This is a genomic window from Bacteroidota bacterium, assembly GCA_030706745.1.
Lineage (GTDB): Bacteria > Bacteroidota > Ignavibacteria > Palsa-1295 > Palsa-1295 > PALSA-1295.
Genome location: JAUZNX010000001.1, coordinates 123448 through 137075, shown reverse-complemented (window position 1 = coordinate 137075; position 13628 = coordinate 123448). Strand labels below are relative to the sequence as shown.

15 protein-coding genes and 1 pseudogene are annotated in these 13628 nt (G+C 53.2%); 9 read left to right on the top strand and 7 right to left on the bottom strand.

Annotated elements, in window-relative coordinates; genetic code table 11:
- Nucleotides 1-2 precede the first annotated feature (2 nt).
- Both Q8902_00630 and Q8902_00625 read left to right on the top strand, forming a co-directional pair.
- A complete protein-coding gene (locus Q8902_00630; GenBank protein ID MDP4198058.1) occupies nucleotides 3-1205 on the top strand; it encodes a hypothetical protein in 1203 nt (400 codons plus the stop codon).
- A gap of 39 nt (nucleotides 1206-1244) precedes the next feature.
- Nucleotides 1245-2225 (top strand): glycosidase, encoded by a 981-nt coding sequence (locus tag Q8902_00625; protein MDP4198057.1) that lies wholly within the window; start codon nucleotides 1245-1247, stop codon nucleotides 2223-2225.
- 8 nt (nucleotides 2226-2233) lie between these two features.
- Here the strand turns inward: Q8902_00625 and Q8902_00620 are convergent, their stop codons facing one another.
- The 6 genes from Q8902_00620 to Q8902_00595 all read right to left on the bottom strand — a co-directional run bounded on the left by Q8902_00620 (nucleotide 2234) and on the right by Q8902_00595 (nucleotide 6748).
- Nucleotides 2234-3214 (bottom strand): efflux RND transporter periplasmic adaptor subunit, encoded by a 981-nt coding sequence (locus Q8902_00620; protein MDP4198056.1) that lies wholly within the window; start codon nucleotides 3212-3214, stop codon nucleotides 2234-2236.
- A 102-nt stretch (nucleotides 3215-3316) separates the two neighbouring features.
- Nucleotides 3317-3556, bottom strand: a complete 240-nt coding sequence (locus tag Q8902_00615) for a hypothetical protein (protein ID MDP4198055.1) — start codon at nucleotides 3554-3556, stop codon at nucleotides 3317-3319.
- 313 nt (nucleotides 3557-3869) lie between these two features.
- Nucleotides 3870-5048 carry an acyl-CoA dehydrogenase family protein gene (locus Q8902_00610; GenBank protein MDP4198054.1) on the bottom strand — a complete coding sequence of 393 codons (1179 nt, stop codon included), beginning with the start codon at nucleotides 5046-5048 and terminating at the stop codon, nucleotides 3870-3872.
- Between the two features lie 113 nt (nucleotides 5049-5161).
- Entirely contained in the window at nucleotides 5162-5680 is a 519-nt protein-coding gene (locus tag Q8902_00605; protein ID MDP4198053.1) for a DUF494 family protein, read from the bottom strand.
- Nucleotides 5681-5803: 123 nt separating this feature from the next.
- Entirely contained in the window at nucleotides 5804-6253 is a 450-nt protein-coding gene (gene ybeY, locus Q8902_00600) for an rRNA maturation RNase YbeY (GenBank protein ID MDP4198052.1), read from the bottom strand.
- Between the two features lie 3 nt (nucleotides 6254-6256).
- Nucleotides 6257-6748: a hypothetical protein gene (locus tag Q8902_00595; protein MDP4198051.1), complete on the bottom strand. Its 492-nt coding sequence runs from the start codon at nucleotides 6746-6748 to the stop codon at nucleotides 6257-6259.
- Nucleotides 6749-6840: 92 nt separating this feature from the next.
- Between Q8902_00595 and Q8902_00590 the strand changes: the two genes are divergently transcribed.
- From Q8902_00590 to Q8902_00560, 7 genes and pseudogenes are all read left to right on the top strand, one after another.
- Nucleotides 6841-7557: a DNA alkylation repair protein gene (locus tag Q8902_00590; protein MDP4198050.1), complete on the top strand. Its 717-nt coding sequence runs from the start codon at nucleotides 6841-6843 to the stop codon at nucleotides 7555-7557.
- Nucleotides 7551-10256: a DNA mismatch repair protein MutS gene (gene mutS, locus Q8902_00585; GenBank protein MDP4198049.1), complete on the top strand. Its 2706-nt coding sequence runs from the start codon at nucleotides 7551-7553 to the stop codon at nucleotides 10254-10256. Before Q8902_00590 ends, mutS begins: the two co-directional genes overlap by 7 nt.
- 40 nt (nucleotides 10257-10296) lie before the next feature.
- Nucleotides 10297-10465 (top strand): annotated as a pseudogene (locus Q8902_00580) (type II toxin-antitoxin system HicB family antitoxin).
- Between the two features lie 14 nt (nucleotides 10466-10479).
- Complete coding sequence (locus Q8902_00575; protein ID MDP4198048.1) at nucleotides 10480-10710, top strand: addiction module protein; 231 nt, start codon at nucleotides 10480-10482, stop codon at nucleotides 10708-10710.
- Entirely contained in the window at nucleotides 10707-10841 is a 135-nt protein-coding gene (locus Q8902_00570) for a hypothetical protein (GenBank protein ID MDP4198047.1), read from the top strand. The genes Q8902_00575 and Q8902_00570 overlap by 4 nt, the downstream gene beginning before the upstream one ends.
- 355 nt (nucleotides 10842-11196) lie before the next feature.
- Nucleotides 11197-11862: an SHOCT domain-containing protein gene (locus tag Q8902_00565; GenBank protein MDP4198046.1), complete on the top strand. Its 666-nt coding sequence runs from the start codon at nucleotides 11197-11199 to the stop codon at nucleotides 11860-11862.
- Between the two features lie 107 nt (nucleotides 11863-11969).
- On the top strand, nucleotides 11970-12656 hold the full coding sequence (locus Q8902_00560) for a hypothetical protein (protein ID MDP4198045.1): 687 nt from the start codon (nucleotides 11970-11972) through the stop codon (nucleotides 12654-12656).
- 6 nt (nucleotides 12657-12662) lie between these two features.
- Here Q8902_00560 and Q8902_00555 read toward each other — a convergent pair whose 3' ends face one another.
- Nucleotides 12663-13622: a prohibitin family protein gene (locus Q8902_00555; protein ID MDP4198044.1), complete on the bottom strand. Its 960-nt coding sequence runs from the start codon at nucleotides 13620-13622 to the stop codon at nucleotides 12663-12665.
- Between the last annotated feature and the right edge of the window lie 6 nt (nucleotides 13623-13628).

The window sequence follows — 13628 nt, the reverse complement described above, 5'->3', positions numbered from 1 at the left end:
GGATGCGAACTAACATGGAGCGACCAAATGGACAGTCCGGTCTAGGCAGCAGCGAGAGACATGCGCTCGTCGCGAATCCGCATCATGCAAGTGGGTTTCCATCCCCATCTGGGGAATCAGATCCGCTACCAGTTTGGGTGCTTCCTGAGGTCGAACTCAACCATTTGCTTGACCTGACCGATGACACCGGACTCTTACAGCATGCAGTTTTCGATATTCCGAACTACCAAGAAGGGTATACCACCGATGACAACGCACGTGCCGCGATGCTTGCATTATTGCTCGAGCCATATCGAAATGAAGATATTCAGTCGGTTCGCGCATTTCTTCGTAATACCCCACGCTATGTCGCCGTGCTATTCTTTGCATTCAATCGATCGAACGGCCGGTTTCGCAATTTTCTTTCGTACGATCGACGGTGGTTGGAGGAGGCCGGCTCTGAGGATAGTCACGGTCGAGCAGTTCGAACGCTGGGGATGATGGCTGCACAGGCCGCTTCGCAATCTCAACGGGAGGCGGCACAATGGTTATTCAAAGAGGCGCTTCCCACGGTAATACGGTTTACCAGCCCGCGCGCCTGGGCCTCCGCGATTCTTGGCATTATCGAGTTCAGTGCCCGATCGGCACTCACGCGTTCTCCATTTGAACAATACGTTCGTGGCACTGGGGAAATGCTTGCAGGACGCCTGCTCGAGCTCTATCGGAACAACGCAACGAACGACTGGCCATGGTTCGAGGAAATTCTCACCTACGCAAACGCGGAGTTGCCTCAAGCTCTTGTCACCGCTGGGCGCTGGATGGAGGACGTGGAAATGCTCGACATCGGACTTCAATCATTGGACTGGATCGTCAGGCAGCAGCATTCAGGGTCCGGCTGTTTTTCGCCAATTGGTACGGATGGCTTTTATGCCCGCAATGGCAAGCGATCCCATTGGGACCAGCAGCCAATTGAGGCATATAGCACCATTGTTGCCGCCATCGCAGCCTTTCACGCTACGGGTGACACGCGATGGAGAAACGAGGCCGAAATAGCATTCCACTGGTTTCTTGGCGCGAATGATCTGGGTTTGCAGGTTTGCGATCCTCAAACGGGCGCATGTTTTGACGGCCTACATCCCGACCGTGTGAATCGCAACAAGGGTGCAGAATCCACACTATGCTATGCTCTCTCACTGGTAGCAATGAGAGGAGCTAATGAGAGCTAGGACAGATTTTTTTTCATTTGGCATTAACGAGACTTGATTATGTCTTACGAACCATTATTTCACCGTTATGCAGGCAATCCGATCTTAACGCCTCAGAAGTGGCCGTATCGGATCAATACCGTTTTCAATCCCGGAGCGACGAAGCTCAAAGACGGCACGACACTTCTGCTTTGCCGCGTGGAGGACCATACCGGTCTTTCGCACCTAACTGTGGCAAAATCCCGTAACGGAATAGACAACTGGGAGATCGATCCGACGCCCACAATGTTGCCCGACCCGCACAATTATCCGGAGGAAATGTGGGGCATCGAAGATCCCCGTATCACCTTCGTGCCCGAGTTGGATAAATATGTGGTTACGTACGTCGCGTACTCAATCGAGGGACCGGGAGTATCGCTCGCAATGACCTCAGATTTCCGACGCTTCGAGCGGCTTGGCGATGTCATGCCGCCCGAAAATAAAGACGCGGTGATTCTACCGAATCGCGTGCATGGGCGCTGGGCAATGATTCATCGTCCTTCGACGGCGTTTGGAAATCATATCTGGATGTCTTACTCGCCGGACCTCATCCATTGGGGCGGTCACGTGCTGGCACTTCCGGCGCGCAGAGGGGGATGGTGGGACTCCGATCGCATTGGTATGGCTTCTCCGCCAATTGAAACGCCAGAAGGATGGATCATGATCTATCATGGCGTTCGCAATACTGCCAGTGGGAAGATTTATCGTCTGGGTCTTGCTTTGTTTGACAGAGAGAATCCCGACCAATGTCTTCTGCGTGGTGATGAATGGATCTTCGGTCCGGAAGAGCGATATGAAGTGGATGGTGAAGTCAAGAACGTCGTGTTTCCATGTGGTCAGACGATCGGCGATGACGGAGACACCATATATCTGTACTATGGCGTCTGTGATAACTCCATTGCCCTCGCCACCGGTAGCATTAAGACATTACTCGATTGGCTTCAGAAAAATGGACGACCACCCGGAGACCCTGTGGGTAAAGGGGCGAGTCTCGAAGCCTGAGTCGCCGATCAATGCGATCCAGGTTCTAAATGTATTGTCGCATCCGCCGGCAGACCTTTCTTGAGTTCGCCGGTGGGATTCGGAATTTCTATCTTTACGCCGAAGACTAATTTAACACGATCATCTTTGGTCTGAATATTCTTTGGGGTGAACTCCGCTTCCGGTGAGATGTAAGTCACCCGACCCTGGAAGGTCTTCTTCGGCATGCCGTCAACGCGGACGTCTACGGATTCACCAAGCTTGACGCGCGGCAATTCTGCCTCGATCAAATAGATCATCAAATAGACCTTGGACAGGTCGGTGATGGTTGCGACCGTCGCGCCTTGTGCGGCAAGTTCGCCTTGCTGCAAAACCTTCTGTGTCACGATTCCTCGGATCGGGGACGTGATGTAGGAATCATCGATCATCTTGCGAACGCGGTCGCGTTCGGCTTCGAGTTGCTGCACGCGAGCAGCCGCACCGGTAACCTCCTCCGGGCGGGCGAGGTGCTTCAGCTTGGCCGCGTTTTCTTCAGCCTGGACGAGCTGGCTTTGGGTCACGCGGAAATGGGCTTCGGCTTGATCGACTTGTTGCCTCGTGGCTGCATTACCTTTTTCAAGGTTGTGCATGCGTTCGAGATCGTCAGCGGCTAATCTCCGGTTGGTCTGAGCCTGAGCAACGGCTTCCTCCGCTTGCTTGATATCCTCGCGCCGCGCACCGTTTTCGGTCAACGTATATTGAGCTCGTCCGGCCCCGACCGCAGCGTCCGCGCTGCGAAGCTGAATATCGAGGGCCGAATGATCCTGCACTGCAATCAAACTACCTGAGTCAACGCGAGTACCTTCATCGATGTAGAGCGCAGCGATTTGCCCGGGAGTCTTTGCGGCGACATTCACATCGGTGGTTTCGATGGTACCACTGGCCGTGAGTTCATTGGGATTTTCGGATTTCGAGCAGCCGGAAAACAAGAGCCCGGTGGCAAGCAAAACCGCGGAGAGAGACTTTAGCATGGCACAAAAATAACACGCGCCGAACGCGGCGCGTGTGTTTACCTAAAGTCGCTGGTCAAAAATCCTGCCCGCGCAGCCGCGCTTCTTTGGCTCTCCCTCGACTTATTTGGAGGATTCGACTTGAGCAAGCTCGACCGGATTGCCCCATCCGTATTTGCCAAGGCTGGTTGTATCCCGCTGGCCGGTGAAGGTTATCCGAAGACCTTCGACATGATAAGCCCCATCGAGATTCCGTGGTTCATACTGGCGGCCATCATCGGCCAGAATACCGAAGAACCCGCCGCCCAGTTCGCGATAGACCACACGGCCACCAGTTGCGACAGACGTGGAATGAACGGACATTTGATTCCCGGCGGAAGAAGTTGGAACGATATTTTCGCAAGACGCGAATACAAAACCTGCACTTACAAGCGCCACAAAAACCGATGTACTGACAATTGACCTGAACATAATATCATGAGAGCTAGTGAGCGTTACAAGAAACTGAGATTGTCTCCCTTTCTCTAATAACCCACGAGCAGGCCAAAAGTCACACCCCAGCCTGATGTTTCAACATTAATTCTTAATCAGGTCACAACGGGGAAAATTCATTTTGAGGCTTGAATCGCGTGAGGATTGAACGATTCAAGCGATATCGTGACCGCTACGGCAGAGCTTAGTTCTGCGCGTTTTCTTCGATCACTTTGCGCGCGATGACCATGCGTTGCACTTCACTCGTGCCTTCGCCGATAGTGAGCAATTTTGAATCGCGCCAGAATTTCTCGACCGGATACTCCTTGATATATCCGTAGCCACCGTGGATTTGAATTGCTTCTTCGGAGAGATTAACGGCGGCTTCACTTGCAAATAATTTCGCCATGCTAGCGGCCTTGCCAAAGGGTTGACCGGCATCGCGCAGCCAGGCCGCCTTGTAGGTCAGTGCTCGAGCCGCTTCGAGCTTCATCCCCATTTGCGCGAGCTTGAATTGTATTGCTTGCTGTGCCGCGATCGGTTTGCCAAATTGTTCGCGCGTTTGTGCGTAGGCGATCGCGGCTTCGAATGCGCCTTGAGCAGTACCAAGTGCGAGTGCCGCGATAGAGATGCGACCACCATCCAGAATTTGCAGCGCCTGCACGAACCCTTCGCCCTCGGCACCAATGCGGTTCCTTGCCGGAACCCGCACATTGTCCATCACGAGGCTCGATGTATCCGAGCAGCGCATTCCGAGTTTATTCTCTTTCTTCGACGCATAGAACCCGGGCATTGACTTATCGAGAACGAACGCAGAAATACCGCGTGCACCTTTACCGGGTTCGGTCACCGCCATAATAACTGTCGTATCCCCGACGGTCCCGTGTGTAATGAAGTTCTTCGCGCCATTGAGAATGTAATGATCGCCATCGCGGACAGCGACGGTTCGCGTGCCGCCTGCGTCCGAACCGGCAGATGGCTCGGTGAGTCCCCACGCCCCAAGGATTTCGCCTCGCGCCAATGGCGGCATATACTTGGCGCGAATCTCATCACTCGCAAATTTATTGATGTGCGCCGAGCAGAGGCCATTATGCGCGGCGACAGAGAGTGCGACGGCCGGATCTACTCGTGCGATCTCTTCAATGATAATCGAATTTTCTTGCGCACCGAGTCCTGCTCCGCCAAGCTCCGTCGAGACCAGCGTGCCCAAAAATCCCAAGGCGCCCATCTTCTTGAAGGCATCCATCGGGAATTCCTGGGACTCGTCCCACTCATTGCGGTGGGGCTTTAGCTCTGTTTCGGCAAAATCGCGCGCGAGGTCGCGAATAGCGGCTTGGTCTTCAGTAAGCGTAAAATCGGGTGACTCGGTTAGCGTATCGAACATGCTGGGCTATCTTAGAATAAGTTGCCCCGAAACACCGGCGAGCAGGCTTTCATCTCGCATATGTTCTGAATGCGAGCCTGATTTAGGAGGATTTTATCAGTCTTGCCGAAAGGCTATTGCACGCGATCGCTCGCCGTCAGCATCACGCGGCTATGCGGACGAGCAGTTTCATCATAACCGAATACGGTAGCCGCTACCAGGTCCCGCACGTCTTCGAGAGAGACGCTGGGAATACCGGCCATCATAATCCGGTCGATGACAAATTCATGATCGAAGTCATTCAGCAAGCCCAACTCATGCATCTGCATCAGATAGCCCTGGGCATCCGGTTCGATCACGGACCGCTCGACATCGTGCAAAACACGATGCGAGGTACTGGGCCGAGATAGTACTGGTGATGAATAAACCAGTGGACCGTCCTGCGCCGAGACTTCGACGGCAAGCTTATCGAATAGCCAGGAGAACGCCGCGGATATTTCGGTTTGGCTGAAGCCGCGTTGGGAAAGCGGCTTCAAATCAATTTCAGTCAGCGCCTTCTTGGCGCGCATCTCTGAAAGCAAAAAGACCAATATTTCCATGATTCGCTCTCGTCCAGCGATTGGACTTGCATTCATCTCGGTACGTTCTTCCATATTGGTCATGCATCCTCCGTCACATAAAGAGAGCTGAACAGGCTCCGGCGTGGAGGCATCGCGTCACACGCCGAACAGGGCTATGAACATTAAGATCACAGATGACAATCATCAATGACCCAATCATTCACGCAACTTGGCTAGATACCAACGCTCACGTGCGCGCATTTGTTTCTTTTGAAGGGGTGTTTTATCTTTCATCCCAGCAAGATGGAGCATGCCGTGGATGACTAAATGTTCGAGCTCCTGGAGGAGGGACACATGATATCGCCGGGCATTTTCACGCGCCCGATCAACACTCAGATAGATCTCTGCTTGCAGCAACTCTGCCGCCCTCTCGATTTCGAAGGTAATAATGTCCGTGAGCCAATCATGTCCTAGTGCACTTCGATTGAGCTCGAGCAATTCGGCATCCGAAAGAAGGATAGCGTGAAGTTCCACCTCTTCAATGGAAGCAAACTCAATCGTTGCGGCAAGTTTGGCAGCCTGCTTCAGTCTGGCCGTATATGTCGCATTTGCCCGCTTGGATCGATCACGAGATCGAGATTCGCTGAGCAGAAAATGAAAGTGCACGTCCTAAGCAGAACGGAATACTTCCGCATGTTCGCCAAATACCTTAAGCGCCACGGCGGCCCGCAGATCGCGCTCGGCAATTTCCGACAGATCCATCGTCGCAAGCATTTCGGCGACATTCATATAGACCTGAATTACGCCATGCGAGCTGATTGTCAACATCGACACTTGCTCACCGGCGTGATTAAAGAAAGCCGCCTCTTCGGTCGCTTCCAGCATCCGAATCTCATCGACTCCATGCAATTCGACCATTCCGAGGGCCGAGTGCACCATGACGGTTGCTCCGAGATCCGTCTCAAAGAAATTTATTTCCAAGAGAGGACTTTCCCCTGCAACGGGTCCAGCTCCGTCGGCCGAATGCCCGGAATGGTAGACAAGCACGCTGGCCTCGCGGCTTTCAGAGCTTAACCGGGACGGGCCACCAGTGGCATGCGTAACCGGTATTCCTTCAAGGATATCGGCCAGGCGTTCGATGAGTTTTGGTTCGAGTAGCATTTTCAGTTATGCGAAAATACGGATAAATTCGGTGGGAGATTCGCACAAGTTATTTGCGGGCGGCGTTTGGCCTTCGTATCTTAGCCATTATTATGATGAGCACCCCGACCCCAAACGCGATCATGATGGAGCTTTCTTCCATGGGAAGTGAGCAGAATAAGAAGGTTTTGGCCAAACACGGCGCGCGTGAACCGTTCTTTGGTGTGAAAGTCGGCGACATGAAGAAGATTGTAAAGCGCATAAAAAAGAATCATGAGATATCGCTTGAACTCTACGCTACCGGCAACTACGACGCCATGTATCTGGCCGGGTTGATCGCGGATGAAACGCGAATTTCCCGGGCGGATCTGAACCGCTGGGCCAAAGAGTCCTATGCCGGGATCAGCGAGTATACGGTCCCATGGGTTGCTTCCGAGAGTCCGCACGGTTGGGAGTTGGCGCTCGAATGGATTGAATCCGATAAGGCGAATATGGCAGCCGCCGGGTGGTCCTCCCTTTCGAACTGGGTGGCATTGCGGCCTGACGCAGAACTGGACCAGACGAAGCTTGGTCACCTCCTCGACCGCGTGAAACAGGAAGTGCATAGTGCTCCCAATCGTGTCCGCTATGCGATGAATTGCTATGTCATTGCCGCAGGGAGCTATGTATCCGCTTTGACCTCGAAGGCGAAAGAAATTGCGAAGGCGGTTGGACCGATTACGGTGGAGATGGGTGCCACTTCCTGCACGGTGCCTTCGGCGTTCGATTACATTCTGAAGATCGAAAACATGGGTCGTATTGGGAAGAAGAAGAAACAAGCAAGATGCTAACTACCAACGAAGAAGTACTGACGCCCGCGAAAGCCGACAAGCTCACGCCGCTGATGAAGCAGTATAACTCTATCAAGGCGAAGTATCCGGAGACGGTCCTCTTTTTCCGGATGGGCGATTTTTTCGAGACGTTTGGCCCGGATGCGATCACGACGGCGAAAGTCACCGGCATCGTGCTGACGAAGCGCGGCAATGGTTCGGCCAGTGAAATCGAATTGGCTGGTTTCCCCCATCACCAGCTCGATACTTATCTGCCAAAGATGATTCGCGCCGGCTACCGCGTCGCCGTATGCGAGCAGCTCGAAGATCCTAAGCTGGCCAAAGGAATCGTCCAGCGCGGCGTGGTGGAAGTGGTTACGCCCGGCGTTGCAACGAGCGAAAAGATTTTGGAGATTGAACGGAATACCTATGCGGGCGCGATCGTATTGCAGTCTGGTGTAGCCGGAATTGCCTATGCCGATGTCTCGACCGGCGAGTTCGTTGCCGGCGAAATACCAGAAGCACAATTGGCCGAGCATCTCGAAACAATCGGGATGCGAGAGCTGCTCGTCGCTCGCAAAGATATCAGCAAGACTGAGCTAGCTCCCTATTTCGTCGCACTCTCGAACAAACCAGCAATCACGCGTCGTGAAGATTGGATCTTCCACTTTGAAACCGCACGCGAGTTACTCTTGCAGCATTTTCAGACAGCTTCACTCAAAGGCTTCGGCATCGACGATCTCACGGTCGGCATCACCGCCGCCGGCGCTGTGCTCGATTATCTCCGCGAGACCCGAAGCCAGTCGAGCCTCTCGCACGTGACGCGTGTCTCGCGATACGAGCCAAAGGATTATCTTGCGCTGGACGCGAGCACCCGCCGGAATCTCGAACTATTTTCGTCTCTGCAGGGCGGCAATCCAAATGCTTCGCTGCTTGGCGCTTTGGATGAAACGTCATCACCCATGGGCGCGCGAATGCTTCGGCGCTGGCTGGCTCGGCCGCTCCGCAGTCACGAGCGCATCACTCAGCGGCTCGCGGCGGTCGAAACGATGAATGCCAATCGTGAGGCGCGCGATAAGTTGTGCCAGGAACTGCGCGAGCTGGGTGATATCGAGCGCCTTGTTGGCCGCTTTGCCGGAGCACGCATTCTTCAACCGCGGGATTTTCTGGCTCTTAAATTCTCGCTCTGGCATCTGCCCGAAATTCAGAAGGCTCTGGCTGGGCTCATTCGCGACCAAGCAGAGGTAACCGACACAGACAAGAGCATTCTTGGTACTATTGCGAAGGAGCTTCGTGCGTTGCCAGAGTTGGCGGAAGAACTGGATCGCTTCGTTTCAACCGAGCCGCCGGCCACCGTCGCGCACTTGGGCGTCATCCGCGATGGTGCGAACCCAGATCTCGATGAGCTTCGCGCGCTCACGCGAAACAGTCGCGAACGTCTGCTTGCGATCCAGGCGCGCGAACGCGAACGCACCGGCATTGCTACGCTGAAGGTCGATTACAATAATGTCTTCGGCTATTACATCGAAGTCTCGAAGGCGAATCAAGCTAAAGTACCGGCGGATTACGAGCGGCGTCAAACCATGACGAATGCCGAGCGCTACATCACGCCCGAGCTGAAGGAATACGAAGCGAAGATACTTGGCGCCGAAGAACGGATGATGGTGATCGAGCGCGAAATGATCGAGGTGCTCCGCGCTCGGATCATTCAAGATATTTCGCCGCTCACGCACAACGCTGAATTACTTGCGGTCATCGATGTGCTCGCCACATTCTCTGTGCTCGCAACAAAGCACCGATGGACGCGCCCAGAGTTCAATACGATTGGCGAATTCGCAATCGAGATGGGCAGGCATCCCGTTGTCGAGAAGTTGCTGCCAGTCGGCGAGCGGTTCACGGCGAATAGCGTGTTATTCAAGCCCGGCGAGTTCGAGTTCTATGTCATCACTGGTCCGAATATGTCGGGCAAATCGGTCTATCTCCGGCAGTGTGGGGTGTTGGCCTATCTTGCTCATGTCGGGTCGTTCGTGCCAGCCGAGCGCGCGAACTTCCCCAGGATGGACCGCATCTTCACGCGCGTCGGCGCAAGCGATAACGTGGCAAGTGGTGAATCGACATTCTTGGTCGAGATGAATGAAGCCGCAAACATGCTTAACAATGCGACGGCAGACTCACTTTTGCTTTTCGACGAACTTGGTCGCGGCACATCAACATTCGATGGCCTTTCGATCGCTTGGGCCGTGAGCGAGTACATTCACGACAATCTTCCCGGCGCGCGAACACTCTTCGCCACTCATTATCACGAACTCAATGCGCTGGCGGAGCGCCATGCGCACATCCACAACTTGAAGGTGGAGGTCCGCGAGGCCGAAGGCAAAGTCCATTTTCTGCACAAGATTGCGCCGGGACATGCGGATCACTCGTATGGCATCGAAGTCGCGGCAATGGCCGGTATCCCGCCGGAAGTAATCGACCGCGCGCGCGAAATCCTCCGATCTTTGGAAGCGACCGAACTCGTCATCGCCGAAGCGAATATTCAGCGCGAGATCCCGTTCGTCGAGCACTCCACCCGAGCCGAGCAGGAAGCGCGCCTCAAGCAAGCTTTCGGCGATGAGCATGTGGATGCCGTCGCTGCCGACCTCCGCGCACTCGATCTCAACACACTCACGCCCATCGAGGCGATTAATAAGATTGCGGAGTGGAAGAAGAAGCTAGAATAGCCACCGCGAACTGTACCTATGTGGCGGGAGTTTTTTTATCATGAGTAGAACCATAGTTGTCACAGCGGTCGTCCACCAGGAGGATGACTGGTTTTGTTGCCGATTGTCCCAAACTTGGCACCGTGAGCCAGGGACGAACGTTCGATGAGGCGGTCAAGAATCTCCGCGAGGCGACCGATTTGTACCTTGAGGAATTTGGAGTACAATAGACTTTGATGAGTTTATGGATAAACATTTAGAATCCGTAACACAGGACGCTCTCTCGCTCTCGCTGCAAGAGCGGGGCATTCTTGCAACTCGCCTCCTTGACAGCATGGATGTGACAGCTACGAACGAGATTCAAGCCTCATGGCTCGATGTTGCTGAAGAGAGGCTCCGCGAGATTGATGAAGGCCGCGTGCAACCGATCAGTGAGGATGAGGTTGAACGACGCATTCGCGCTCGCCTTCCGTGACGCTGTCTTATCACCCAGCGGCCGTTGAAGAATATGAACACGCCGTGGATTTCTACGCGGAGATCAGTCCGCAACTTGCCGCGCGTTTCATCACCGAGATTCAAAGCCGCATCGCGCTCATCAAGGAATAGCCGGAACGATGGAAGCGATTGAGAGGCGAAGTCCGGGCTGTGCAAGCAAGAATCTTCCCATTTCAAGTTCTCTATCGTGTCAAGGAAGACCGAATTACCGTCGTGGCCATCATGCACGAGAAACGAAGGCCCGGCTATTGGCTGGGCCGGTTGCCGTGAATGGCTCCCGCCGAACCGGTGAGACGCTACGCCGCCGAACTCCGAGCGCTCGATCTAACTACACTCATGCCGATCCAGGCGATCAACAAGATTGCGGAGTGGAAGAAGAATATTGAGTAAAGTCGAAGAGTTCATTCGCTCTTAGGCCGGACGCGATTATTTTCGTAGTTTTGCGGACAACTATATAATTCCTCCAATGAAATTCTTGAATTCTGAAACAACGAAGGCTATTGGGAATGTCTCGCCATTCGGCAATTTGATCGGGAAGGTGTACTATCTTTCCGGTGTCGAACAATTCGATCCGCTTATCAAGGAAAAAGTGGATGATCTCTCACGATCCACCACGTTCAATAAACACGAGCGCGGCTTTGAACTGATGGTTGGTTCTATTTTCAAAAGGGAAAAGATCGCTATACCATTTGACTCAATAAAATCTATCTCGCTCGAGTCGCGTCAACATATTGAGCAGCAGAAAGAGAAGTCAGTTGTTGGGCGAGCCCTTCTCGGAGGCTTGTTGCTAGGACCTATCGGTGCAATGGTTGGAGGAATGAGCGGGCTGCAACCTAGTGGCTCCAGCATTGTCGCCGATCACATACTTACTTTTTCATTCGATGATAATGGTGAGGATTACGTGATTCTCTTTCATGTTCACGAGAAGGATAAGTCGGCCGTTGAGAAGTTCTTCGCCAAAACGCTTTCTGAGAAGTTTCAAACGAACATCATTCCGCCGGAGCCGGAAGTGGTAGGAGGTGTGCCAAAGCTCGACATAGTCGAGCAGCTTTCGAAGCTTGCTGTGTTGAAGGATAAGGGAATATTGACCGAAGAGGAATTCCTGGCTCAGAAGTCTAAGATGTTGGCATGATCATGTGTATTACTGACGGAGGAATAAAAGCAAGAGATTTCATTCCAGGAATCGGTGGAGTGCTCATCGCATTGCTTTCATATTGGCTCGGCATTCGCTCGGAGCGAATGAAGCGCAAGAGGCTTGTTCGCCGGTTAACTAAAGCACTCAACATCGGTGAACCACGGAGAGAAGGCGATGGATTCACTGTTCGCGTAGAAGTCAATGGTGAGGATTATCCCATACATCTAGCCAGAGCTGTCATCACAATCGAGCACGGACACAATGACGTGATCGAGCCTGAGGGTTTCAAGACATTTATTAGGAAAGGATCTATTGTCACTGTGGTGGAGGATGCCCTTCCATGGTCAATGACAATTGATGGCAAGTACCAGGCTACTCGAAACATCCTTCCTGATGAGTCTTCGTCTCTCTCGATTTTCAGATTAGACAATAAGCTTACGTTTCGATCCATTGAACTCCAAGAATCTGAAGCTAAAAAAAACAAACCCGACTACTACTTAACACTCCCGAATCCGGAGAACTATGAACTCCTCGTTGTTGGGTCGGAGGTCGGCTTCAACGTAGGTGATGAAACTGCAAGGGTGGCATTGGCGAGAAAGGACTACAAGTTTTGGATCACTATTTTGAGCGAGGATACTCGCGCAAAAGCATGGGAATTCCTCTATTCTAATCAGCCACAGCCCACTGTCCGCAAAATAGGGCCAATCGACATTGGCGAGCTTAGAATGATTCAAGATCGCCTCCGTTACGCGCTGAATCAGCAACTTGACGCGAAGGCGCCAATCCTGTGAGCCGCTTTACTTGTTCGGATTCACATTCAGCATCGGTGTGAGCTTGGAGTCGAATGGCGTGATGACAAAGGTCGAGTTCTTCGAGTTGACGAGTTCTTTGAGCGTTGAAATGTAATTGTATTGTAGATATTGGTTCGTGAGCGAACCGGCGATGATCTTCTGCGCGTCCGAAATGCCGCCGGCCTCGACTCGTTTCCGATCCGCTTCCTGGCGCTCGCGCTGCAGGACGTACTGCATCTTCTGCGACTCTTGCTCGGCCGCAATCTTCTCGTCGATCGCGGTACGGACTTTCTCAGGTAGCAAAATGTCGCGGAGGAGCACACCCTCGAGCACGATACCCCTGTTCTTGAAAGCCGCGAGTAACTTGCTTTTGACGAGCCCGGTATATTCGTCGCGCCGGCTGGCATAGAGATCGGTTGCGAGATAATTCACCGCCGCATCGCGCAATGCCGAGCGAATCTCGGGGCGCACGACCTTTTCCACATAATCGAGACCAATCGAGTTGTAAACTTTCGGTGCACTCTCCGGCGAGAGATGATACTGCACGGTCACTTCGAGCGTCAGCGTAAGTCCGTCCTGACTCAGTACCTGAATGGCATCGTCACCTTTGATCTGCCCTTCATTTGTCTTTGCGGACATGGTGTACGCCTGGGTTCGCTGGTCCATTTGGACCACATTGATGAGCGGATTAATGACATGAAAGCCACTTTCGAGCACATCCTGCTGCACATCGCCGAAAAACACCTGAACCCCGACTTCACCCGGATCGATAGTCACAAACGAGCCAATTGCGATAACCAGGAGAGCAATCACGAAGAAGATTGGCGCGGCCATACCAGCGATTCTGCCCACATTTGCCTGATTCAACTGACCACCAGCCGAGACGGAACCGACACGGGACTTCCGAAGGTAAAGAAGTAATATTCCAATCCCGATGAGAATGAGTGCGAAGAATAACGATGCCATGACGAT

Excerpts from the sequence above, each read along its gene's own strand:
- Q8902_00565 (MDP4198046.1), top strand. The coding sequence starts at position 11,197 with ATGAAATTCTTGAATTCTGAAACAACGAAGGCTATTGGGAATGTCTCG.
- mutS (MDP4198049.1), top strand. The coding sequence starts at position 7,551 with ATGCTAACTACCAACGAAGAAGTACTGACGCCCGCGAAAGCCGACAAG.
- Q8902_00620 (MDP4198056.1), bottom strand. The coding sequence starts at position 3,214 with ATGCTAAAGTCTCTCTCCGCGGTTTTGCTTGCCACCGGGCTCTTGTTT.
- Q8902_00615 (MDP4198055.1), bottom strand. The coding sequence starts at position 3,556 with ATGTCCGTTCATTCCACGTCTGTCGCAACTGGTGGCCGTGTGGTCTAT.
- Q8902_00560 (MDP4198045.1), top strand. The coding sequence starts at position 11,970 with ATGAAGCGCAAGAGGCTTGTTCGCCGGTTAACTAAAGCACTCAACATC.
- Q8902_00630 (MDP4198058.1), top strand. The coding sequence starts at position 3 with ATGCGAACTAACATGGAGCGACCAAATGGACAGTCCGGTCTAGGCAGC.
- Q8902_00610 (MDP4198054.1), bottom strand. The coding sequence starts at position 5,048 with ATGTTCGATACGCTAACCGAGTCACCCGATTTTACGCTTACTGAAGAC.
- Q8902_00605 (MDP4198053.1), bottom strand. The coding sequence starts at position 5,680 with ATGGAAGAACGTACCGAGATGAATGCAAGTCCAATCGCTGGACGAGAG.
- Q8902_00590 (MDP4198050.1), top strand. The coding sequence starts at position 6,841 with ATGATGAGCACCCCGACCCCAAACGCGATCATGATGGAGCTTTCTTCC.
- Q8902_00595 (MDP4198051.1), bottom strand. The coding sequence starts at position 6,748 with ATGCTACTCGAACCAAAACTCATCGAACGCCTGGCCGATATCCTTGAA.
- Q8902_00575 (MDP4198048.1), top strand. The coding sequence starts at position 10,480 with ATGGATAAACATTTAGAATCCGTAACACAGGACGCTCTCTCGCTCTCG.
- Q8902_00555 (MDP4198044.1), bottom strand. The coding sequence starts at position 13,622 with ATGGCATCGTTATTCTTCGCACTCATTCTCATCGGGATTGGAATATTA.
- Q8902_00625 (MDP4198057.1), top strand. The coding sequence starts at position 1,245 with ATGTCTTACGAACCATTATTTCACCGTTATGCAGGCAATCCGATCTTA.